Origin of the sequence: Halomonas sp. PGE1 (assembly GCF_013000985.1) — a bacterium.
Lineage (GTDB): Bacteria > Pseudomonadota > Gammaproteobacteria > Pseudomonadales > Halomonadaceae > Halomonas > Halomonas alkalicola.
Genome location: NZ_CP053032.1, coordinates 671,189 through 694,423, shown reverse-complemented (window position 1 = coordinate 694,423; position 23,235 = coordinate 671,189). Strand labels below are relative to the sequence as shown.

At 58.8% G+C, this 23,235-nt stretch carries 22 protein-coding genes; 6 read left to right on the top strand and 16 right to left on the bottom strand.

Annotated elements, in window-relative coordinates:
* Nucleotides 1-38: 38 nt before the first annotated feature.
* From HIR79_RS03320 to HIR79_RS03290, 7 genes are all read right to left on the bottom strand, one after another.
* Entirely contained in the window at nucleotides 39-1,565 is a 1,527-nt protein-coding gene (locus HIR79_RS03320; RefSeq protein WP_169956782.1) for a tripartite tricarboxylate transporter permease, read from the bottom strand.
* An 8-nt stretch (nucleotides 1,566-1,573) separates the two neighbouring features.
* Complete coding sequence (locus tag HIR79_RS03315) at nucleotides 1,574-2,068, bottom strand: tripartite tricarboxylate transporter TctB family protein (RefSeq protein ID WP_169956780.1); 495 nt, start codon at nucleotides 2,066-2,068, stop codon at nucleotides 1,574-1,576.
* Nucleotides 2,069-2,149: 81 nt separating this feature from the next.
* Nucleotides 2,150-3,154: a Bug family tripartite tricarboxylate transporter substrate binding protein gene (locus HIR79_RS03310; protein ID WP_169956778.1), complete on the bottom strand. Its 1,005-nt coding sequence runs from the start codon at nucleotides 3,152-3,154 to the stop codon at nucleotides 2,150-2,152.
* A 247-nt stretch (nucleotides 3,155-3,401) separates the two neighbouring features.
* Nucleotides 3,402-4,463: a tartrate dehydrogenase gene (locus HIR79_RS03305; protein ID WP_169956776.1), complete on the bottom strand. Its 1,062-nt coding sequence runs from the start codon at nucleotides 4,461-4,463 to the stop codon at nucleotides 3,402-3,404.
* Nucleotides 4,456-5,547 (bottom strand): isocitrate/isopropylmalate dehydrogenase family protein, encoded by a 1,092-nt coding sequence (locus tag HIR79_RS03300; RefSeq protein WP_169956774.1) that lies wholly within the window; start codon nucleotides 5,545-5,547, stop codon nucleotides 4,456-4,458. The genes HIR79_RS03305 and HIR79_RS03300 overlap by 8 nt, the downstream gene beginning before the upstream one ends.
* Before the next feature lie 42 nt (nucleotides 5,548-5,589).
* A complete protein-coding gene (locus HIR79_RS03295) occupies nucleotides 5,590-6,939 on the bottom strand; it encodes an MmgE/PrpD family protein (protein WP_169956772.1) in 1,350 nt (449 codons plus the stop codon).
* Nucleotides 6,940-7,022: 83 nt separating this feature from the next.
* Nucleotides 7,023-8,120, bottom strand: a complete 1,098-nt coding sequence (locus HIR79_RS03290; RefSeq protein WP_249322239.1) for an AbrB family transcriptional regulator — start codon at nucleotides 8,118-8,120, stop codon at nucleotides 7,023-7,025.
* 197 nt (nucleotides 8,121-8,317) lie between these two features.
* Between HIR79_RS03290 and HIR79_RS03285 the strand changes: the two genes are divergently transcribed.
* Nucleotides 8,318-9,031, top strand: a complete 714-nt coding sequence (locus HIR79_RS03285; protein WP_169956767.1) for an FCD domain-containing protein — start codon at nucleotides 8,318-8,320, stop codon at nucleotides 9,029-9,031.
* Nucleotides 9,032-9,061: 30 nt separating this feature from the next.
* Here the strand turns inward: HIR79_RS03285 and HIR79_RS03280 are convergent, their stop codons facing one another.
* The 9 genes from HIR79_RS03280 to HIR79_RS03240 form a co-directional block, all read right to left on the bottom strand.
* Complete coding sequence (locus HIR79_RS03280; RefSeq protein ID WP_169956765.1) at nucleotides 9,062-9,820, bottom strand: GntR family transcriptional regulator; 759 nt, start codon at nucleotides 9,818-9,820, stop codon at nucleotides 9,062-9,064.
* Between the two features lie 85 nt (nucleotides 9,821-9,905).
* The gene (locus HIR79_RS03275) at nucleotides 9,906-10,829 is read right to left on the bottom strand and encodes an alpha/beta fold hydrolase (RefSeq protein WP_249322238.1); all 924 of its coding nucleotides are present in this window, start codon (nucleotides 10,827-10,829) and stop codon (nucleotides 9,906-9,908) included.
* 50 nt (nucleotides 10,830-10,879) lie between these two features.
* Nucleotides 10,880-11,917 (bottom strand): AbrB family transcriptional regulator, encoded by a 1,038-nt coding sequence (locus HIR79_RS03270; RefSeq protein WP_169956763.1) that lies wholly within the window; start codon nucleotides 11,915-11,917, stop codon nucleotides 10,880-10,882.
* A 29-nt stretch (nucleotides 11,918-11,946) separates the two neighbouring features.
* On the bottom strand, nucleotides 11,947-12,693 hold the full coding sequence (locus HIR79_RS03265) for an SDR family NAD(P)-dependent oxidoreductase (RefSeq protein WP_169956761.1): 747 nt from the start codon (nucleotides 12,691-12,693) through the stop codon (nucleotides 11,947-11,949).
* A gap of 98 nt (nucleotides 12,694-12,791) precedes the next feature.
* Nucleotides 12,792-14,237 carry an MmgE/PrpD family protein gene (locus HIR79_RS03260; RefSeq protein ID WP_169956759.1) on the bottom strand — a complete coding sequence of 482 codons (1,446 nt, stop codon included), beginning with the start codon at nucleotides 14,235-14,237 and terminating at the stop codon, nucleotides 12,792-12,794.
* A gap of 168 nt (nucleotides 14,238-14,405) precedes the next feature.
* Nucleotides 14,406-15,143, bottom strand: coding sequence for a sulfite exporter TauE/SafE family protein (locus HIR79_RS03255; RefSeq protein WP_169956757.1), 738 nt, complete (start codon nucleotides 15,141-15,143; stop codon nucleotides 14,406-14,408).
* Nucleotides 15,144-15,288: 145 nt separating this feature from the next.
* Nucleotides 15,289-16,785 (bottom strand): tripartite tricarboxylate transporter permease, encoded by a 1,497-nt coding sequence (locus tag HIR79_RS03250; RefSeq protein WP_169956755.1) that lies wholly within the window; start codon nucleotides 16,783-16,785, stop codon nucleotides 15,289-15,291.
* A gap of 35 nt (nucleotides 16,786-16,820) precedes the next feature.
* On the bottom strand, nucleotides 16,821-17,312 hold the full coding sequence (locus HIR79_RS03245) for a hypothetical protein (protein ID WP_169956753.1): 492 nt from the start codon (nucleotides 17,310-17,312) through the stop codon (nucleotides 16,821-16,823).
* Nucleotides 17,313-17,394: 82 nt separating this feature from the next.
* Complete coding sequence (locus HIR79_RS03240; protein WP_169956752.1) at nucleotides 17,395-18,426, bottom strand: Bug family tripartite tricarboxylate transporter substrate binding protein; 1,032 nt, start codon at nucleotides 18,424-18,426, stop codon at nucleotides 17,395-17,397.
* A 219-nt stretch (nucleotides 18,427-18,645) separates the two neighbouring features.
* Between HIR79_RS03240 and HIR79_RS03235 the strand changes: the two genes are divergently transcribed.
* The 5 genes from HIR79_RS03235 to tatC all read left to right on the top strand — a co-directional run bounded on the left by HIR79_RS03235 (nucleotide 18,646) and on the right by tatC (nucleotide 23,189).
* Nucleotides 18,646-19,995, top strand: a complete 1,350-nt coding sequence (locus HIR79_RS03235; RefSeq protein ID WP_169956750.1) for an amidase — start codon at nucleotides 18,646-18,648, stop codon at nucleotides 19,993-19,995.
* Between the two features lie 113 nt (nucleotides 19,996-20,108).
* Nucleotides 20,109-20,360, top strand: a complete 252-nt coding sequence (tatA, locus tag HIR79_RS03230) for a twin-arginine translocase TatA/TatE family subunit (protein ID WP_169959450.1) — start codon at nucleotides 20,109-20,111, stop codon at nucleotides 20,358-20,360.
* A 6-nt stretch (nucleotides 20,361-20,366) separates the two neighbouring features.
* Complete coding sequence (tatB, locus tag HIR79_RS03225; RefSeq protein WP_169956748.1) at nucleotides 20,367-20,642, top strand: Sec-independent protein translocase protein TatB; 276 nt, start codon at nucleotides 20,367-20,369, stop codon at nucleotides 20,640-20,642.
* 60 nt (nucleotides 20,643-20,702) lie between these two features.
* A protein-coding gene (locus tag HIR79_RS03220) for an IS3 family transposase (protein ID WP_249322131.1) occupies nucleotides 20,703-22,270 on the top strand; the annotation gives its coding sequence in 2 pieces (ribosomal slippage) (nucleotides 20,703-21,168 and nucleotides 21,168-22,270; 1,569 coding nt in all).
* Between the two features lie 154 nt (nucleotides 22,271-22,424).
* The gene (tatC, locus tag HIR79_RS03215; RefSeq protein WP_169956746.1) at nucleotides 22,425-23,189 is read left to right on the top strand and encodes a twin-arginine translocase subunit TatC; all 765 of its coding nucleotides are present in this window, start codon (nucleotides 22,425-22,427) and stop codon (nucleotides 23,187-23,189) included.
* Nucleotides 23,190-23,235: the final 46 nt, after the last annotated feature.

Sequence of the window (23,235 nt, the reverse complement as noted above, 5' to 3'; positions counted from 1 at the left end):
TAGATTTAATCGTCCCTTACGGGGTCAGAAAATCCTGCTCAGTTTCCATTCTGCACACTCGCGGCTAGCATGGTACGACGCCTACGACGACGCTTGGCCCAGGCAGTGAATGCCATGGAGCCAACGATCACCATGATGATGGCAATAGCAGCCGGGCGCTCAAGGAGGTAAGCAAAATCACCACCACTCACCTGATTAGTGCGCAGTAATTCAGTTTCAACCAGCCTTCCGAGCAGCAGACCCACTACGACCGCGGCGACCGGATAGCCATAGCGCGCCATCATCCAACCGATAACTGAAAACACGAACAGTGTGATAGGACCAGCGATGGTACCGTCCACAGCGTAGGCCCCGAAGCAAGCAACCACCAACACGGTTGGCACCAGATAGCGTAACGGCACGCGTACAACAGAGCTGGCAATGAAGACGAAACCTAGCCCTGCCAGAAGCAAAAGGAAGCCCTGGGCGAAATTTGCGAACAGGATCGCATAAACGATATCTTGGTTATTAGCGATAAAGCTCGGCCCTCCGACAATATTGTGCATGGCAAAGGCCGCCAAGAGAATGGCCGTAGCACCACCACCAGGGATGCCCAGCGCCAACATGGTAGCCATGGCACCACCCTCGGAGCTGGAGTTGGCACTTTCGGCCGCTACCACACCCTTGGGGTTCCCCTTGCCGAACGACTCCGGATTGTCATCACCCCTCTTCGTAGTCGCGTAGGAGAGCAGATTCGAGATCGACGACCCAACGCCCGGAATGGCACCGATAAACACACCAATGAAAGAGCCCCGCAGGATCACAAACGGGTGCTTGAATGCCTGCTTGAAACCGTAGAGAATCTTGCGACCGTTGATGCCTCTCTTGGACTCGTCCTCGACAAGAAATTTTGCATTAACGAGGTTGAACAACTGACTGGCTGCCAGAAGGCCCATCATCGCCGGCACAACCGGAATGCCATCAAGCAGCCAAGGCACACCCATTGTGCCACGCATATAACCAGCGGTATTCATGCCTACAGTGCCCAGCAGCAGCCCAAAGACGCCGGCCAAGATGCCACGAGACATATATTTCCCAGCCAGAGAGCCCAGCAGCAGGATCCCCCAAAGGGCAATCACCAACATTTCCAAGGGTCCGATGCCCAATACGATATCGGCCAGCGGCGAGATGATCAGAAACAGTACGGTATAGCTCAGCAGCATGCCGAACACCGAAGCAGTCAAAGCCACGCCCATGGCCTCATTGTGTCGCCCATCACGAGCCATAGGATAACCATCGAAGGTGGTCGCCACTGCGGACGAAGTGCCGGGAATATTCATGAGAATTGCCGGCACCGAGCCACCGAAACCTGCTCCCGTATACATCGCCGTTAGGAAAATGATTGCAGGCAGAAAGTCCATATAAAGAGTCGCCGGCAGAAAAATAGCCATGGCCATGGTGATGGAGATACCCGGCATCGCCCCGAATACCAGGCCGATCACGATACCCGGAATCACCCACATCCAGGCCTCAGGCGACGACATTAACAACTGAAATGCCTCGTTTATGGCTATCATATCAATCATTAGGCACCTCAGAAAATCAGTGTGTACATGGGGTAAGGTATCAATGCGAGAAAGCCGACAACGATAATAACTGCCGCTATCGGGGGATAAATAAGCAGAGCCAAGAGGCGCCGCTCACCGCAAATATACAGCCCTAAAGTGATAAATAACCACGACGCTATATCGAACCCGATGCGCTCAACGGAATAGACATACAAACCGAAGACAATTACCAAAAGTGCAATCCAGCCTAAATCTCTCCAAGTCTCCGAGGGCGCCTCCTCTTTGACCTTCAACTCTGATTCATATGAAATAATTTTATCAACTTTCTTGACTGCCTGCGGCACAATGATTGCACACAGCATTAGCGCAATTACCGAAACCGGAAGCACAAAAAGAATATTATTGACATGGGTCGAAGTAGCCAGGGTATCGCGAAGATAAAGCGCACAAATAAAGGCGATCATAGCGATAACCAACAGGTGCCCCCAATCGACCCTATAATAATGGTTGCCGATTCGCATGATGAGACACTCCAGAACAAGATGCATTAAACAATGAATATCCCCCTCGCCCAATAACTGGACGAGGGGAAGGCATCATCCCTAGCGAAGCAGGTCGATATGACGTTCGAGTGACTCATAGTTGGCTAGAAAGTCAGCCTGCGACTGTTCAGGCCCATACCAAGTAGTCGCCAGTTGCTGCCCTTCCAGCGTCTTGATGGCTTCGGGATTCTTGGAAGCCCGCTCGACAGCGTCGACAAGGATCTCATAGCGATCAGGGTGATCATTCTTGAAAGCAGTGGATACTGCCCAGCCGCGTTGTGACCCTTCCACGGATTCGACCTCTTCACCGATTGCCTCAGAAAGCTCACCGGACGACATGACATCCGGGAAAGCATCAACTCGGTTATTAGCGAATACCATTAGTGGCTTGATACGATCACGCAGCGGCAGGAAGCCTTCGCCGCCAACGAAGGAGATATCCACGTGCCCGCCAGCGGCGGCATTTCGTGCCGGACCACCGCCATCATAGGTAACCAAGCGCAACCGTGAAGAATCGATGCCAGCAGCCGATAGCACCAGCATGAGGTTGAGATAATCAGCAGAGTTGGGCTGCACGCCCAGGCTGAGACTGCGCGGATCCTCACGTAGACGTGTGACCACCTCCTCGAAGCTTTCAAGATCGGTATCTGCCGGTGCCGCGGCCAAGGTAAAGTCGCGCGACGGCAGGTTGATCATCTGAAAATCATGGACACTGTATGGAGCATCCTGTAGTAGGATCGTCAGCGGCACATAAGGCGACACTGAATTGCACATGATAGTATAACCATCCTGCGGTTGCTGCAGGAAATGGGAATTACCAATCATGGTGCCAGCACCGCCGCGGTTGACCACGCTTATCGGCTGGCCGAGCTCCTCCTGCAAGAAGGGGATAAAGGCACGGGCCAAGCGGTCGTTATAACCACCAGTAGCGAAAGGTACCACCATGTTCAGCGGGCGAGTGGGCCAGGCATCACCTTGAGCCATTAGCATGGAGGGTGCGAAGAGGGTGGATGCAGCACCTGCTGCAGCGAATTTAAGAACGCTTCGACGTGAGAAGTTTGTCATTATTCCTCTCCCTTTTGAGTTTTCGACGGAGCTATGACCGTCGTTTCTTCGGTTACTCAGAGCGGCTATGGCGAGTGCGTATTTTTCATGTTGTGCACTTCGATACCCATTCCAAGAACATCGATGATCTGACGTACCCTCTTAGAACTGGAGGCCCTTCAGAAGGTACGCCGCAACAAAGTCAACTGTCAACAGTTTTCAGTAAGCAAAATTACCTCCGAGGGCGACCGTCTCCAGGACGGCGATGTCATAACGCAGCGATGACGGCCTCAGTTACCGCACGGGTACCGGCGGTGCCACCCAGATCCCGAGGCAACACCTCGCCATGCCCAGTCACGCTCTCGATGGCCTGCATCAGGCGTTCGGCGGCCTGGGCCTCGCCAAGATGATCGAGCAGCATGCAGGCAGTCCAGAAGGCACCGATAGGGTTAGCTACGCCCTTGCCGATCAGATCGAATGCCGAGCCGTGAATCGGCTCGAACATCGACGGCACGCTGTGCTCCGGGTTGATGTTGGCGGTGGCCCCGATTCCCAGACTGCCGCCCAATGCCGAAGCCAGGTCCGAGAGCACGTCGGCGTGCAGGTTGGTAGCCAGCACGGTATCGAGGCTCGCCGGGTCGAGTACCATGCGCGTGGTCATGGCATCGACCAACATCCAGTCGACATCGAGCGCGGGATAGTCGCGAATCACTTCTGCGCAGACCTGATCCCACATCACCATGCCGTGTCGCTGAGCATTGGACTTGGTGACCACGGTCAACTTGCGGCTTGGACGGGCCATGGCCGCCTCACAGGCGAAACGAGCCACTCGCTCGATGCCGGTGCGGGTAAACACCGCCACGTCCATGCCCACTTCGATTGGCAGACCACGGTGCGCTCGTCCACCCACACCGGCATACTCCCCTTCCGAGTTCTCACGAATGATCAGCCAGTCGATGCCCTCACCGAGTGCCGGCTTGAGGGGGCCGGCAATCCCGGGTAAAAGCCGCGTGGGGCGCACATTGGCAAATTGATCAAGGCCCTGACAGATCGCCAGGCGCAACCCCCAGAGAGTAAGATCGTCGGGCAGCTCGGCATCCCCCACCGCACCGAAGTAGATGGCATCGTAAGCACGAAGCATATTGACGCCATCCGCCGGCATCATCTCACCGTGTAGGCGGTAGTAGTCAGAACCCCAGTCGAACCATTGGAAATCGCAGCGAAAGCCGCCATCGACCCCGGCCAGGGCCTCAAGCACCTCACAGCCGGCACCAATCACCTCCGGGCCGATGCCATCGGCCGGAATCACTGCCACCTTGTGGTTACGCATGGACCGCCGCCCGCTCGATCGCCACGAGCATGCCATTGACCATATCACTGAGCCGCCCCTGGCCACGGATGTCGGGGGTGCGGGTCTGCGGGTCGGCTAACGCTGCCTGGATGCCCTTGGCCATCAGCACGGCAGCCGCCTGTGCCTCGGCCAGTTCGTGACGCCGTCCCAGCCACTCGATCAGCATGCGTGTCGATTCGATCATGGCGTAGGGGTTGGCCAAGCCGGTACCGGCGATATCCGGTGCCGAGCCATGGGTGGCTTGGGCCATAGCCATGTTGCCGCGGCCGATGCACAGCCCCGGCGCCATGCCCAGCCCACCGACCAGGCCAGCGGCCTCGTCGGTGAGGATGTCGCCGAACATGTTGGTGGTCACCACCACATCGTACTGCTGCGGGTTGCGGATCAAGTGCATGGCGAAGGTATCGACGATGGCCTCATCCACCGTCACGTCGGGATAGGCCTCGGCAGCCTTGTGGCACTCCTCGACGAACATGCCACAGCCCAGCTTATAGACGGTGTTCTTGTGCACCACGGTGAGCCGCTTGTTGCGGGCCCGGGCCAGCTCCAGCGCTGCAGTAGCCACCTTGCGGCTGCCCTCACGAGTGATTACCCGCACCGAGATAGTCACATCCTCGGTGGGTCGAAACTCGCCCGAGCCGGCGACCACATTGCGATCGGGTTGGAAGCCCTCATTATTCTCGCGCACGATCACCAGGTCGATGTCGCCGTAGATACAACCGACATCCGGATAGGAGCGGGTCGGGCGCACGTTGGCGAAAAGATCGAAGCGTTTGCGCAGGATGGGATGCGGATTGATCGCCCCTTCCACCTTGGGATATTCGCGATGGCCTATGGGCCCGAGGATGAAGCCGTCGAAGGTTGACAGCGTATCCAGGGTACCATCGGGCATGGTGGTGCCGAGCTCGTCGAGGGCCTTGCGACCCAGCGGCATGTGCCGCCAGTCGATCACGAGTCCGCAGCGTTCGGCCGCGGCCTGCGCCACCTCGACCGCGGCTGGCACGATCTCGTGGCCGATATCATCGCCGTTGAGCACCCCCAGCGTCAGATGTGCTTGGGTCATGTGAGCCTCCGTTGTCGGTTGTACGTGTCAGTATCAGGACACTCAGCGAGGCAGGCTGGCAGCGGCCAGATCACCGACGCTGGTCATCTCCGGCAGCCTCCAGGCTTGCTCGAGCAACTCGTCGCTGGCCGCCTCACCAATCACCAGCGCTGCCTGACCGCAGAACTTGGCATTGAGCTGTTCGTCGGAGAGCGGGCGCTCCCGCGAGCCGATAGCGCGCTCGACGTGCTTTTCGATGACGCGCCCATCGTCTAGGGTCACGGTGATGGTCACCGCCGCCTCGTGGCATGCCTTATCGGTGACGACCTCAACCTTGCGACGCATGGCGATCAGCTCGGGGGCATTGACCGCCTCGTCGGTAAAGGCGGTGGGCGAGCCGTCGCCGCGCAGCAGTGCCACAGCCACCGAGTGGAAGACGCTAAACTTGCCCTCAAGGCCGGTTTTCGGCTCGGGCTTGCCGGTCAGCTCGAGCACCAGCGGATGCGCCACCAGATCGACACGTGCGATCTTCTCCACGCCGTCACCCAGTTCTTCACGCAGTTGGATGCAGCCATCGATGGTGGGATGAATGACGATGCCGCAAGCGAACGGCTTATAGGAGTTGAGGCCGGCTTCCCAGGTTTCGCCCAGACCACCGAGGATCTCGTTGTAGTCCTGTTTATCGGACATCACACTTGCAAACCCACGTGGCGCCTCGATGGCCTGCTCCGATGAGTCGAAATTGGCCTCGGCAAGAAACGCTGCCAGCGCACCATTCTGTGCTGCGCGGCCAGGATGGAAGCTCTTGCACATGGTGCCGAACATCTCGCGGAAGCCCGATGACTGGGTGGCGGCGATACCCAACGCCCAGGTCATCTGTTGGACATTGAGGCCGAGCAGGCGCCCCACCGCCGCCGCCGCGCCGAACACTCCGGCGGTACCGGTGATATGCCAGCCACGATCATAGTGGTCGGGGTAGACCGAATTGCCGATTCGGCATTCGACCTCGACGCCAACAATCAATGCATTGAGAAAGTCGCGTCCGGACACCGAACGTGTCTCGGCCACTGCAAGCAGCGCCGATGCAACTGGCCCCGCCGGGTGAATGATGGTCTTGAGGTGGGTGTCGTCATAATCCAAAACATGGGAAGTGATGCCATTGAGTAAAGCGGCATGCAGGGCATCGAGACGCTCGCCACGCCCCAGTACCGTGGAGGTTGCTGAGCCGGAAAAAGGTGCCACAGCCGCCAGAGCAAGGTCGGCGGTCTCGTGGCGGGCACCGCCCACGGCACAGCCCAACCAGTTGACGAAGGTTCTGACACCTTCCTTTTGCACCTCAGCGGGAATCGCCTCCAGGTCACAGCTAACAATCCATTCGGCCAAGGCCTTAGTCACATCGGGTCGCAGGGTCATTTAATGTTCCTCATTGGTTTTGCCAGCGTGGCCAACATGCAATGCGGCCGGCGTTGGCTGCTTGATATCTGCGTCGTGGCCGGCTAAACCGGCCTGTCACGCAGGCGTTTTTCGAGTCGTTCGAACAGCGCAAAGGTCAATAGAATCGTCGATGCGATTACTGCAATGCGCATCACATGAAAGGCCGCGACGATCTCGGCATCGAGGTTCATGACCTTGGCGGTTATGACCATTTCGGTGACTCCCGCCGGTGCCAACGCCAGAAAGCTGGTCATATAAGGCAAGCCACTGACCGAAGACATCACCCAGGCAGCACCTGCCGAGCTGCCGATCATGTAGGCCGACACCACCAAGGCTGCTGCTACCACCCGTGGAAGGCGCAACAATAAAGCGCGCTTGAACCGCACCCCCAGCGAGATGCCGATCAACAACTGGGCGAGAATGATCAATAATTCCGGAATCGCCACCATGAGCAGCCCCGAGCCACTCAGCGCAGCACCCAGAAGGATGGGGCCCACCAGCCAAGGGTTGGGGAATGGCAGCGGGCGCATCAGCAGTGCCGTCAGCCAGGCCAACCCGAGTGCCATGACCAGCAGCGGCAGCGACTCGATTGCACCTCCCGCTTGCACTGGGGCGCCCGGCTCACCGAAGCCGATCACTAGCACCGGCACCACCGACACCACCGACGCCACCCGGATAGCATGCATCAGCGACACCACGTCGGGGTCACCACCCCGCTGCTGAGCCACCGTGGCCATATCGGCCATGCCCGCCGCTGCCGTGGCAAAAAAAGCCGTGCGGTGATCGACCCGCGCCAACGGCATCAGCAGCAACGCCGCAATCATGGTCATTACCACCACGAAAATGGTGCCAGCGAGCATCGCCGGCAGCAGCACTGCTGTGGTGGCCATGGCTGCTGCAGTCATACGCATACCGATAGCCAGTCCGACAATCACCTGCCCCCCTTCACGCCCCTTAGGAAGTCCGGCCAGTGATATCCCCGCCAACGAAGCTGCTGCACATATCAGAAAGGGGCCAAGCATCCATGGCAGCGGTATTCCCCAATACACCGCCACAGTTCCGCCCAAGCTGCCCACCAACAGAGTGAGCCCCAACCTGGCGAGGCTACTAGTCCAGCCAGAGTGGCCTGGCGTTTCTTGCCGCGGAGCATTGTCTGTCATGGCGCTGCTTCATGTTGAGAAGAGAAGGAGGTGATCATCGGCCAAGGACATGGTCAGGTGAAATGCCAGCCTGGCTAAGACAGCAAAGCACTCCTACAGTCAACTGTCAACAGTTGCCATAGATTGAAGACCTCCCCGAGTACTGCCTGTACAGCTGACAAGAGAAGACGCACTATGCTAAAGTTTAAGAAAAGTGATTGCTAACAGTTGTCAATCAACCAGCTTTCGAGAAGACCATGCCAGAAAGAGCACAACAGATCGGGCATCTGCAGGCCCACTCGCTGACGTCCTTAGCTCAGAGGGAGATCGAACAGATGATCCTAGGGGGCGAGTTCACCCCCGGGGAGCGCATCAACGAAAATGCCCTGGCCAACCAGCTGGGTATCAGCCGAGGGCCCGTTCGTGAGGCATGCCGTGCGTTGGCAGCCATGGGGCTGGTCCAGCTGATCCCTAATCGAGGCGTCTTCATTCGCGTCATCAGCGAAGACGAGGCGGTAGAGGTATATGAAATGCGGGCAGGGATCTTTGGCTATGCTGGTATGTTACTTGCCCCACGCATCACCGACGATCAACTGGCCTACCTGTATCTACTGGTCGAGCAGATGGAGAGGGCCGCTCAGGCCAACGATTTTGATCGCTACTATCCACCGAACCTGACCTTCCATGACTATCTGGTCTCGGCCACCGGCAACCAGCGTCTGATCAGGACCTATCACGATCTCGTGCGCCAGCTGCACCTGTTCCGCGCGCGAGGCCTGGTCACAGGAAACGGCATGAAGGAGTCCAATCGCGAGCACCGCGAGATCGTCAAAGCGCTAGCAGCCAGGGATCAACAGCGCGCTTTCAATGCCATGGCCGGCCATGTGAACTCCGGCCAACGGCGCACTCTGGGCGATGCGAATCGGCGCTGACCCTGCCAGGCTGCAGGTCAATCCGTTCGCTTATCGGGCCTTGTCGACAGACGACGCCAACAAATCATGCGGTTTACCTTTGAGGCTACTAGCCAGCGACATCAGACGCACCTTGGCCTGCGTCACATGGCGCTCCATGGCCGCTGCAGCCTGCTCCGCATCGCCCTGCTCCAGCGCCTCAAGGATACGATGGTGCTCAAGATTGGACTCATGGATACCCGCCGTGATTAGCGATATATGTCGGAACAGCCGCAGCTCCCGTGAAAAGCGCTCGCTGAGCTCCACTAGCCGCTTGTTACCTGATGCTTCATGGATCATGCGATGAAACTCGAGATTCGCCACGAAGTAGCTTTCGCGGTCGCCGGCCCCTTCGCAGGCATCCATACGCTCTACCTGCAGACGCAGTCCTAGCAGTTGATCTGGTGTCATACGGCGCGCTGCCGCCATCACTCCGGCTCGCTCCAAGGCTGCACGGATATCATAGATTTCAAGGGCATCGTCAATATCGATGACCCGGACATAGGCACCCTTGTTCTGGATCATCTCCACGAGTCCCGCAGACGCCAGACGGCCAATGGCCTCCCTGACCGGGCCACGGCTAATGCCGAAGCGCTTGGCAAGATGGGAGTCGTTAAGTCGCTCCCCGGTTTCCAGCTCACGCGCCAGTATCATTCTCTCGATCTCGCGATAGGCCAGATCGGTCAGGGAGGGGGCTCGAAGGGTACGCCGGTCCGGTCTGACAGCCGGTCCTTGCTGCTTGTCTAGCTCTGTCGGCATTGCCATCACCATCAAGATTCTGGAGTTTACCTTCAGTCATCAGTTGACATTATAATATCTTATCCTTGCGATTGCCCGCCTTGCTGCACTACGCTTCTCAGACACGCAAGAAGCGGTGCAAGGCCGCATAGGTTTCCTCGGGACACTGCTCGGCGGGATAATGCCCCGAAGCCAGCGCGACACCGGTGACATCTCGTGCCCACTCCTGCCAAGCCTCGAGTGGCGAGAAGTGTCGTCCGACATGGCTGTTCTCGCCCCATAACACCAACAGTGGACACTCGACGAAGCGCTTGCCATAGTCGGCAGCATCCAGTTCAAAGTCGATTGTCAGGGTGGCACGGTAGTCCTCGCACACCGCGTGGATGTTTTCCGGTGTGCAGCAGCGGATGTACTCGGCCATTGCCTCCTCCGTGAACGGGCCGAGACCAACCCCCTTCTTCGCTAGCTTGTAGCGAATGTAGTACTCGAGGTCGGCACCCAACAACCGCTCGGGAAATGGTGCAGGCTGAGCCATGAAAAACCAATGATAGGACTCAGTGGCCCAGCCCTTGCTGATATTTGTCAACAAGTGGTGGGTCGGAACGATGTCAAGAACCGCGAGCTTATCGACACAATCGGGATAATCCAGCGCCAGGCGATGCCCGACACGGCCACCGCGGTCGTGACCGGCCACTTCAAAATGCGAGAAACCCAGCGCAGCCATCACCTCAACCTGGTCCTCTGCCATGGCACGAAACGAGTATGCTGCATGATTCCCCCCCCCCTCGGGCTTGCTGCTATCACCATAACCGCGCAGGTCTGGGACAACCACAGTATATTCCTCCGCTAGCCACGGGGCGATCTTGTGCCAGCTAACGTGCATCAGAGGGTTGCCATGGAGTAACAGTAGTGGAGGCCCTTCACCACCAACCACCAGATTGATCTCGGCCCCCGAGGTTGAGATGCGCGCGCGCTGGAATCCCGGAAACATGGACCCTTCGACGGGCTGCGCGGAATCAGGAAGCTGCAGGTATTGCGTCATGACATTGGCTCTCTTGTGCGTAGTGATAAAGGCATACCGAGCTGGAAGCATCAGGCCCCGGATGCTCGCTCGGGTAGTAAGCGACCGGCAACACGCAGCCATAGTGCCGCGATCGGTGCCGCGAGCAGGTTGACGACAAAGATGCGTACTGTCTGGAAGGCCACCACCTCAGGGATGCTCAAGCCCAGTGCCGCTGCGGTGATTACCATTTCGGCGACGCCACCCGGTGCACCGGCTAGAACCATCACCGGCATGGCAATACCCAGCGGCACAGCCACGAGCATCGCCGAGACAATAGTCAGCAGCGAGGTGAATAGTGACGCGCCCAGGCCTGACACGATTAGGCGCGGCATGCGTGACACATCGCGGCGCTCGAAACGAGAACCCAGCGCCAGACCAATGGCTACTTGGCCGGCGATAAACAGTAGGTCGGGAATCCCGGTACTCACCCAGGCAGTGGTGGTAGCAATCACCGACACCACCAGTGCGCCGACAATAAAGGCGTTGCGAACACCCAGCCGATCGATGCCCCAGCCCAACGCAAAACCCAGCCCCAGGATCAGCAACGTGCCGATACCCAGGCTGCCGCCTGCCAACGGTACTGCTAAAGAGTCACCCACATCGTCGAGCAGCAACACCATGGCCAGAGGCAGCATCACCACCAGCGAGCTCAGGCGCAGGGCCTGTACCAGGGCGATGGAGGTGCTCGCACCTTGTGCTTTGCCACCGAGAAAGGCCATCTCCGAGACGCCGCCTGGCAGATTGGCGAGCACTGCTGTATGCCGATCCAAATGTGCCCAGCGTACCAGCAGCAGCGAGCCCAGCGCAGACATCAAAAGCGACCACAGCGCAAACAGCACCATCCAAGGCACCAGCCAAGCCAATGACACCAGGACTCCGGCGGTAAAGCTCTGACCGATCGCGGACCCCAATATCACCTGCGCACCTTGACGCACCAGTTTGGAATCATGTAGCCCATGGCCACTCAATGCGGCAATGGCACTGACAAGCATCGGCCCCAGGATCCATGGCAGTGGAATGCCAACCTGCGATGCCAGAAAGCCAACCGCCAGGGCAGCGAGCACCACGCCGGCAGCACGAAGGAGGCGAGCGGGCCTCACGGCATATACCGGCCACCGTTGACATGCAACGTCTGGCCAGTCACATAGCCATCAGCAGGATCTGCCAGCGATAGTACTGCCCGCGCCACAGCTTCCGAGGTGCCCACCGGCCGGCCGCTGCCTTTTTCCTGAGCCGTGGGATTGGACTGCCCTGGTTTTCTCTCGGTCTCAATGGTACCGGGTACCACGCAATTAGCGCGCACACGACCTACTCCCTCTTCTGCCAAGGCTCGAGTCAGGCCGACCAGCCCAGCCTTGGCGGCGATCACATGGGGTCGTTCGACCTTCGGGACATGGGCGCTCAACCCACCGAGGTTAATGATCGCCCCACACCGATCTGCCGGCAGACGGCGAAACAGTTGCTGGGCTGTCAGGAAAGCCCCTGTCAAGATGACGTCGACTACCTCTTGCCATTGCACGCGGGTGATATCCACCAATGGTGCATGTGGGCGACTGGCAGCGCCGTTGACGAGGATCGTGACCGGCCCCAGGCGAGCCTCGGCATGGTCAAATATTGCTTCCACGGCGTGCTCATAGGCAACCGACGCGAGCAGACCCGTGACTGCATCACTCTCCCCACCCAGGCGCTCGAGCGCCCTGTCTAGCGCTGCCTGGTCAGTACCACCAACGATGCAGACCCGAGCACCGTGATGGCGAAGTCCTTCAGCTATCGCCAGGCCGATATTACGCGTACCTCCTGTCACGACGGCACTATGCCCGCGTAGATCCATCCTCCAGGTCATTGCTCAACCCTCCTTGCTGATAACTAGGAACACACTGGCCCGAGGCGCAAGCGCCACGGGCCAGTGCTCGATTGATCGGTTCATGACCAAAAAGGATCTCAGGAACCCATCAGCTTGGTTAGCTCGCGTACCGAAGAGAGGTTCTCCAGATTACGCACAGCCTCAATCAGCGCTTCAGTCTTCTCCTTGCTCCAGCCCGCGAACTCGGCGCAGCCGCGGAACTTGTCAGCGACTTCGTCGTAGCTCATCGGATTGGCCGGGCTGCCCTTGCCGAAATCGGCACGGCCAGAGATGGTGCGGCCATCCTTGAGCTGGATGTCGATGATGGTGGTCATCTTGTCGTAACCGGCGGCCTCGGCTTCCGGGTGCACGCCGAAGTGCACGCGACCGATCATCTCCTGGACATCGGCGCGGTTGACCACTTCATCGGTGAACTCCGGCAGGCTGCCCCGGCGCTCGAGCAGCAGGATCGCCATGCAGAACTCCATGGAGAACTTGGCCTGCAGCTCGTTCTTGGGACGGTGGTGGATCAGCGCGTTGGGCATGTTGTGGTTGGTGCCAACGTCGACGCGCTCGACCTGCTCGGGCCGGATGTCGTGCTCGAGGATCAGCTCCATCATCTTGGTCATGCCGGGGTGGGTCAGCGAGCCGGAGGGATTCGGCTTGATGGAGACGCCCGGGTCGAGGAAGGTCCACGGCGCGCCGAGCTTGCCCGAGATGGCCTCGAGCATGTAGCCGCCGCCATGCGCTTGGAAGAAGCCACGCGGCGATTCCAGGATCTTGTCGGTGGCGGTCCAGCCGGCCCGCGCGAAATCGGTGGCAACCACGCCCGACTCGGACGAGCGGCCAGCGTGGAACGGCTTGGTCATGGTGCCGAAGTTCTCGCGCAGGCCCGCCGATTGGCTGGCGGCGATGGCCAGCGCACGCAGCGCGGTCTCCTCATCTAGGCCCAGCAGGCGAGAGGCGGCGGAAGCTGCGGCCAGGGTGCCGCAGGTGGCGGTGGCGTGGAAGCCGTGCTGGTAGTGACGCGGAGAAATAGCCTCGGCGACCTTGGTCTCGACCTCGACCCCGATGTGGTAAGCCAGCATCAGCTCCTTGCCGCACATGTCCTGAGTTTCGGCGATCGCCAGGGCGGCCGGCAGGCAGGGCGCGGTGGGGTGGGTCAGCAGGCCATATACGCGATCCGGCCCCACGGCGAGCTGGGTGTCGTCGTAGTCGTCAGCATGGATGCCCACGCCGTTGGCGAAGGCGGCGAATCGTTCCGGCACACGCATGCTGGTGCCAATCACGGTGGCCTCGCCGGACACGCCCTGGCCCTTAAGGTACTGCTGCACGATACGGCCCGACTCGGCGACCGAGCCGGACAGCGCCAGGCCGATCCCGTCGAGGATCGACTTCTTGCCGACCTCGATCAGCTCGGCGGGCAGCGAGTCGTAGTCGGTGTTGCGGATGAACTGCACCACTTCCCGGGTCAAACCCTCACCATGATTGGAGTGGATATCTGGGGTGAACTTCTCAATAGATGCTTTGCTGTTCTCTGACATACCGGCTCCTTGAGATTGATTCGGCGTTGACGTTATAGAAAAGGGGCAAGGTCCGCCCCCAAATGAGCTCCCTCAAGCCCGACTATCGGTGGCCACGCTCACTTTGTCAACTGTTGACAGTATTTTGATTGCGATTTCTGTTGCTCAGCAATCGCCGCCGCTCAAGCCTCACACCATCATGGCCACCCCCTGCAGGAAGTAGAAGCTGCCGATGACGGTAACGATCCAGCGCGTCCAGGCTCGGAAGTTGGCATCAGTGAGGCGCTGCAGGATGCGATTACCAGCCTGGGTCCCCAGCATCGCGAAAGGCGCGGCCAGCAGGATCATGGCCCACTGCCCTTGACTCAGGGTCAGCGCCGCCCCTAGGTAGAAAAGTATCTTGATGCCGTGTGAGACCACCTGGATCATTGCCTTGGTAGCCACCACCTGACGACGGTCCATCCGGGTGCGAATGAAGAAGATATCAATTAGCGGCCCCGACAGGCCGGCGGCAATCGTCAAGCCACCCGCCACAAAGCCACAGCCCAATGCATGACTGGTTCGTGAACCATCAAAGTGGAACCAAGTTTTAGGCATCCATACCAGGATCGGCATCAGCCCGACCAATAGCGAGACTGTCACGGTATTCGGCGTATAGCTGACCAGAAGAAGGCCAAGTACAGCCGCTACCACTCCGCAGGTCATCAGGGCCACAATACGCCATTCAATGAAGTTCCTAGACAGCCATGCCCGGGAAGCATTGGCTGTGAGCTGGATGACCCCATGCACTGCTATCGCCGTGGTTGCCGGAAACAGCACCAGCAAAAACCAAAGTAGTACCAGCCCCCCCGCCATGCCGAAAATTCCCGACAAAGCCGAGGTCAGAAAAACCACCGTCACGAACAGCAGTCCAAAGATCAAGGACATGGCCTCACCCTCAAGTCCGTATCGCCCGGCAATTCACAAATAAAGGAGTCAGCCAAAGCAGCTGGCTGACTCGTACGGCGACCGGCTCCGGCTTAAGATCAAGCCTGTGAATCATCGGCGCTGACTGTGAACTCGCTCAGATGCTTCAGGCAGTCTTGCGCACCCTGCGCGACAGAGACACGATGACAGGTGCCAGCAGCGACACAATGATCATCGCCATAAGAGTCATGGAAATCGGACTGGCGATCAGCGACTCCAGCCCGCCGATACGGGTCGCACGCAGATAGTTGGACTCAAGCATCGGGCCAAGAATGATGGCCAACATCAATGCTGGAACTGGGTAGCGATAGGTCCTCAACAGCACACCGAGCAATCCAAAGACGATCATTAATAGGATATCAAAGGCCTGGAAGCGCCAAGCAAAAGCGCCGGTAAAAACCAGTACAGTGACGATTGGCACCAGAAGTGAGGTGGGTATGAAGACTACACGCTGGGCAGCACGGCACAGGATCACCCCTAGCACCCCGATCAGCAATGAGGCCAAGAACAGTGAAAACAAAATAGTATATGCCTCGACCTGGAAATTGCTGAAGAACTGAGGTCCTGGACGGACCCCATGCAGCACCAGAGCGGCTAGCATGACCAGAGTCGAAGCACTGCCCGGCAACCCAAGGGTCAACATAGGCACCATGGCGCCAGTAGCTGTTGCGTTATTGGCCGAATCAGTAGCCACTAGACCCTCGGGATGCCCGGTTCCGAACTTTTGGGGGGTCTTCGACCACTGCCGAGCCTGGCCATAAGCGAGGAAGGAGCCTATCGTGGCGCCAGCACCGGGAATAACACCAACGAAAAAGCCCAGAACCGAGGAGCGAACTAGGTTTATCTTTTGACTAATTCCTTTCTTGAGCCCGGAAAGCATCTCCCCCCACACCTTGCTGCTATCTCCCTGCTCGCTGGATATGGTTTTCTTGCCCAGCAGCAGCAATAGTTCTGAGAAGCCAAATAGCCCAAGTAGCACAGGTATTAATGGCATTCCATCATAGAGAAAGGGTATACCATAGGTGCCACGTGGAAAGGCAGTCATTGCATCGGAACCGATCAATGAAATCAGGATACCAAAACCGACCACCAACAGGCCTTTGCTCATGCTCTCAGCGGATAGGGTGCTCACCACCGTCAGTCCCAAAACCGCCACCATGAACATCTCAGCAGGGCCGAAACGCAGGGCGAACACTCCCAACACCGGCGCAAAAATCAATGTAAGAACCGCGCCCAGAAGTGCACCTATGGAGGATGCGCCAAGCGATAGCCCCAATGCATACCCGGAACGCCCACCCTTTGACATGGGATACCCCTCAAGAGTGGTGGCAGCATTGCCTGGTGTCCCGGGAATATTCATCAGGATCGCTGGGATGGATCCCGCCGCTTGAGCGCCAGCATAGATGGCCGCCATGCATACGATGGCAACGACCGGCTCCATCAGCAGCGTGAAAGGCAGTAGAATCGCCATGATATTGGCATCGTTGAAGCCAGGAATAGCACCTACGAAAAAGCCAAGAAAAAAACCAACCAGAAGAAAGGCCAGGGTGTGGGCCTGGAATAGAGCCAAAAGGCCCATGAGCATCGCATTGACGTCGTACATTGCTGCGTCCTGTCGAAAAGGGTGTTCTGGTAGGGTTAGATGCCCAATGGAGCCGGGACATTGAAGTCCATGATGCTTGCCAGCAGGTGAAAGATCATGCTGCACAAAGCTGCCACACTGACTATTAACCCGATGCGGGCGACGAGAGGTCGACCTCTCCCAAGCCCCGCTAACGGCAGTGCCAGACACAAGAAAATCAGGTTGGCGATATTAAACCCCAACGATACGAAAATCGGAAAATACGCCAGGCATATAACTACGAACAGGCAGCGCTGACGATTATCAGAAAACCAACTGGAAAGTTGTTCACGAAAGGACTCAGAACGCTGCCGACCACCCGTGGAAAACAGCAGAGCAACATCGCGAACAACCACAACAGAAGCTGTCGTCAGTATGAACAGCATCACGACGTTGGGAACCCGCTGAGCACCTCTCGGTGCATCCTGGATGCTGGCCCAGTAAATAGCTGTCATGATTAGGATGAAGCTTGGAACTAGCAAAGCGCGGGACAAAGCCTGAAATGACATCTTGCATCCTCGTTCTTCAGGAGAAGGAGTGCCATGGCAAGCCAGGTGCTGCCATGGCAAGCTTATGACCCTAAAGCAGTCCTTACATCTCGTCCAGGTCACGTTCCATGGCCGGACGATACTCATCAAGTAGCGCAATGTACTCTTCAATGAACTGCTTCATACGCTCTGGGCCCCAGGCCTCAGCGAAGAAATGGATATCCTGCTCTTCCGCTGCATTGTGAAAAGTTTCGGTTTCCAACGCCGCCACGAATGTCTCTGCGAGACGCTCAAAGACTTCGGGGTGGTCTTGCTTGACCTGGGCGGAAACAAGGGCACCGTAGGGCTCCTGGAGATCGGGCATCTCAAAATCCAAGACGTCGTTGGCCGGCGGCGCATCCCACATACCGGTAGACGGATCCCTGTCAGCGAAGATGCACAGCGCACGCGTCAGCTCCAAGACATTGCTTGCCGACCAGTAGGGCGCAAGACACAAATCAACATGGCCACCAGCTACGGCATTCCGCGCCTCGGCGCCACCGGCGAAGGGCACTACACGAATGTCGATGCCAGCACGCTCTCGGAAGACCACGGTAGCAGCGTGGGCGGCTGACATAGGGCTCGACACCGAGGCTGTCAGGGTGCGGCCACTCTCTCGTGCGTCATCCAGCAACTCTTGTACCGTCTGATAGGGAGAGTCGTTGGGCACCAACAAGACATTAGGGTCCTGGAAATAGGAGCCCAGCCAGGCAACCTGATCCAGTGAAAAGTCATCCGCCTGCAATACGCTAAGCCAGGCCACGTGCGGAGCCGGGGTAAAGAGTACGGTATGGCCATCGTGTGCAGTTCTGCGCAAGGCGTTCTGAGCAATCAGGGTGCCTGCTCCCGGCTGGTGATTGAGACGGAAGGGCTCGGTCATCCCGAGCGTTTCTTGCCAGGCCGGCGTGACCAGGCGAACCGAGCGGTCAGTTCCCCCTCCGGGAGAGAAGGGGACCAGCACTTCAATACGCCCGCTTGGAAATTCATTGGCAAATGCAGGCTTGGTAAGCAGGCTACCACCGAATGCAATGCCTGCTGCTGCTGCAACTGAGCCTTGCAGGAAACGGCGACGGCTGGTGTTGACGTTATCGATCATGGTCGAATCCTGTGCTTGGAATTGTCAATAAATTCAGTGCGATAGAAGCGTCACCGGTAACCGATTTGCTATCGCCCCCTCGGTTCGGGGAAACCTACGGCCATGGCTATGAACTCTACGCTTCATCATCAAAGACTAGAGCATAAATGCATATTGTCAACAGATGACAGTAGCGCTAAGCTCAGGGGTGTATCCCGATAACAGACAACAGGAGCTCCCATGGCACCGTCCCTGCTCGCGACACAACCCGCCTTCAGCGACCTGGTGGAAGAATTCCGCACTGGATCCCGGACACCCAGGGAATACTTAGAGTCCTGCATCGAAGCCATAGAGGAACGTGAACCGATAGTGAAGGCCTTCACCTGCCATAATCTCGAGCAGGCCCGTATGCAGGCCGATGCCGCTACCCGTCGTTATGCTGAAGGGCGGCCTCTGTCCCCGATCGATGGCATGCCCATCGGCATCAAGGACATCATCGACACGCGGGATATGCCGACGGAGATGAACAGCGACATCTTTACCGCACACTACCCCCGGACCGAAGCCGCTTGCGTGCGCGCCATCAAGCAGGGCGGTGCCATCCTCATCGGCAAGACCGTGACCACCGAATTCGCGATCGGCCGCTCGGGGCCTACCGTCAACCCCCACAATCCCGAACACACCCCTGGTGGATCTTCATCAGGGTCTGCCGCGGGCGTCGCAGCAGGAATGTTTCCCGCAGGCTTTGGCACCCAGACGCAAGGTTCCATCATTCGCCCTGCCTCCTTTTGTGGTGTGGTGGGCTTCAAGCCAACGTTGAACGCCCTGTCACTTGATGGAGTGCACCCCCTATCAAAATCCCACGACCATCTCGGCACCCTCGCCGACAGCGTGGACGATGCCTGGTGGCTGGCTCGCTGGGTGGCAGAGTGTGCCCCGGCCCAGGGCCATCCGGGGCTTTCAGGGCCCCTCCACGGTGCCGTGACACCAGCCAAGCCAGCCAACCTGGCTGTGCTACGCACCAACGGCTTCGAAGATCTGGACAGTAGCAGCCTGAACGCCTTCGAGCAGCAGCTCGACTTGCTGCGGCGCGAAGGAGTAACCATCGTCGAACCCGAGGACGACCCACTGCTCCAAGCACTTGTAGAAGACCTGCAAGACGTGCCAGAGCGTTCACTAGAGCTGCTGGCCTACGAAATGCGTTGGCCTTACCAAGATTACGTGGCCGCTTACCCTGACATGGTCGGCGAGCGAATTCATAGCCTTATGGAGAGCGCCACGCACGTCAAGCGTGCCCGCTATCGTCAGTTACTTATCATCCAACAGCAGTTGCGTGGGCGGCTGCAGGAACTCGCCGGCTATTATGACGCCTTGGTTCTGCCCGCCTCTTCAGGGCCGGCACCGCATGGCTTCGAGTTCACCGGCTCTCGTCGATTACTGGTGTACAGCACCTTTATGGGCGCACCCGCGTTCAGCGTTCCCCTGATGCAGGTCGCCGGCTTGCCATTCGGATTTCAACTGATGGGCTTCCCCGGGCAGGATTATCCACTTGCACGACAAGCGCAGTGGCTGACTCAGCATTACTCTTAAGCCACAACCCGTCTCCACAGCCCACGAAAGCGTCATGCAGCATGGCTCTCGCTTGGCGCTTTCACGCCGATCTCAGCGGCGACAAGCATCACCCCCTATGGAGGAAAAACATTATGTTAGGCGGAATTAGCATTTGGCAGTTGCTGATTGTACTTGGCATCATCATCCTGATCTTCGGCACCAGGAAAGTGCGCAATCTCGGTGGTGACTTGGGAGACGCCGTCAAAGGATTTAAGCAAGCCATGCAGACGGCAGACACACTCCAAGATAGCAAGGGCTCAATGCCCCCTCAGCATGTCGACCACGAAGGCACAGAGACACCCTATACCCCATATCATGCCGAGCACTATGGAAATAACAAGTAGGGTATTATGTTCGAAACCGGCTTTCTCGAACTTCTGATTCTTGGACTGGTCGGCCTTCTCGTGCTGGGTCCGGAGCGCCTACCCAAGGCTGCCCACGGCCTTGGGCTGTGGGTAGGCCAGATCAAGCGTACTCTGTCCAGCATGCAGCAGGAGATCTCTGCCCAACTGAAAACTGAAGAGTTGTGTCAAACACTTGAGGAACAACAGCATACCCTAGACACCAACCTACGGCAGGCAAAGCACGCCATCGAGCGTATCACCGAGCCCCCAGTGTCAGGATGACTGTCGTGCCCTCTGGTACCCTGTTCCTATAAACCGATCAGGGGGCGAAAGGAGACACTCATGCCTCGTTACTCAGAGGAGCGCCGGCAAGCCGTGGTCACCAAGCTGCTGCCTCCCCACAACCTCTCCCCGCAGGTGATCGCGGAGCAGGAAGGGATCTCGCTGGGCACCGTCTACACCTGGCGCAAGCAAGCCCGCGCCGAGGGACGTTGCCTGCCGGACGCGCTGGGCAAAGGCACCGATGGCTGGTCGTCCAAGGACAAGTTCAACGCCGTGCTTGAAACCGCCTCGATGAATGCTCAGGAGACCGCGGAATACTGCCGCCGTCGGGGCATCTTCCCCGAACAGCTGGGGCGGTGGCGGCATGACTGCGAGCAAGCCGCCAGCCTCTCGCACTCGGAACGCCAGCGTGAAGCCGACGAGGCCAAGCAACAGCGCAAGCGCATCAAGGCGCTGGAAAAGGAGCTCGCCCGCAAGAACGAGGCCCTGGCGGAGACCGCAGCGTTACTGGCCCTCAGAAAAAAGGCGAGGGCGATCTGGGGGGACGAGGACGCATGATCAGCACCCCAGATCGCCAACGCGCCATCGCGCTGATCGAAGAGGCCAGGGCCCAGGGGGCCCGCCTGGAGGCCGCCTGCCGAGAGCTGGGCATCACCGCCAGGACGTACCAGCGCTGGACGCGCGGCGGCGAGCTGCACGAGGACCAGCGCCCTTTGGTCGGCCGGCCGGTGCCGGCTAACGCGCTAACACCGGCCGAAGAACAGGAGATCCTCGACGTGTGCCACCGCCCCGAGTACGCCAGCCTGCCGCCAGAGCAGATCGTGGTGCGCCTGTTCGACGAGGAGCAGCGCTACTTGGCCTCATCCTCGTCGTTCTACCGCGTGATGCGCAAGCACCACGAAATGGTGCATCGGGGCCGTGCCAAGCCACCTCAACGCCGCGCCAAGCCCACGACCTACCAGGCCACTGCGCCGAATCAGGTGTGGTCGTGGGATTGCACGTGGCTGGGCGGCCCGATCAAGGGACAGCACTACTACCTGGTCATGATGGTCGACATCTTCAGCCGCAAGATCACCAGTTGGGAGGTGTTCCTGGCCGAGTCGGCCTACAACTCCCGCACCGTACTGGAGCGGGCCGTGCTGGCCGAGCGGATCATTGACCAGCCGCTGGTGCTTCACGCGGACAACGGCAGCCCGTTCAAGGGTGCGACGCTGCTGGAGAAGCTTCACGAGCTCGGCATCACGCCATCCTTCAGCCGACCGCGGGTCAGCAACGACAATCCCTACTCAGAGGCGCTGTTCCGCACCTGCAAGTACCGCCCCTGCTACCCCACTGACGGGTTCGCCACGCTCGACAACGCCCGCGAGTGGGTGGCTGGCTTCGTGCAGTGGTACAACCACGAGCACCGGCACAGCGGCATTCGCTTGGTGACACCGGCACAGCGCCATGCGGGCGAAGATAAGGAGGTGCTGGCCAAGCGCCACGTCATCAATCAGGCGGCGCGTGACGCCAACCCTGCGCGATGGAGCGGCAAGACCCGCAACTGGACGCCGATCGGTACCGTGTCACTCAACCCGGAGCGGGAGCTCCAGGTCACCGTCGCCGAACCGGAAAAACAGGTGGCCTGAATGACCTCAGAGGCGACAGATTCCTTGACAACTACCGCGAGCCCGAGCTGCCCGGACCGTCGAAGCAGCAGCCAACCTCACCGCGTGCCCCGAGTGGCATGGCGGTCAAGGAGGCGATGCGCCCAGCACACCACACCACGGAGTCTGCTTCCCGATGAACGATACTTCTAACACTGTCGATTCCGGCCAGGCCCCGCTGATTGAGCATCTCATCGAGCTTCGCTCGCGGCTGTTGCGCTCGGTGATAGTGATCCTGTTGATTTTCCTGGCTCTATACCCTTTTGCAAACGATCTTTATACCTTTGTCGCCCAGCCGCTGATGGCTCTGTTGCCTGACGGCTCGCAGATGATCGCCACCGAAGTTGCCTCGCCATTCCTGGCACCCTTCAAGCTGACCCTTGTGGCGGCGCTGTTTGTCGCCATTCCCTATGTCCTACACCAAGCCTGGTCCTTCGTCGCCCCAGGGCTCTACGGAAATGAAAAGGCCCTGGCGCTGCCGATCCTGACCTCCAGCGTGGTGCTGTTCTATGCCGGTGCGGCCTTCGCCTATTACGCGGTCTTCCCCCTGCTATTCCAGTTCTTCACCCAGACCGGGCCAGAGAACGTGGCGGTGATGACTGACATCAACGCCTACCTCAACTTCGTGCTCAAACTGTTCTTCGCCTTTGGGGTAGCCTTCGAGATTCCCATCGCCACTTTCCTGCTGATCGCCTCCGGCGCCACCACGGTGACGAGCCTGGCGAAGAAACGCCCCTACATCTTCCTGGGCTGCTTCGTGGTGGGCATGTTGCTGACCCCGCCGGACATCATCTCCCAGAGCCTCTTGGCGGTGCCCATGTATCTTCTTTACGAGGTGGGGCTCCTTTTTGGGCGGTTTGGTGTCTCCGGGAGCCATAACAAGGAAAGAAATTCGACATAGTAACCTGGATATGGCTTCCAGTTTATAACCAGTACAGCTTGCACCC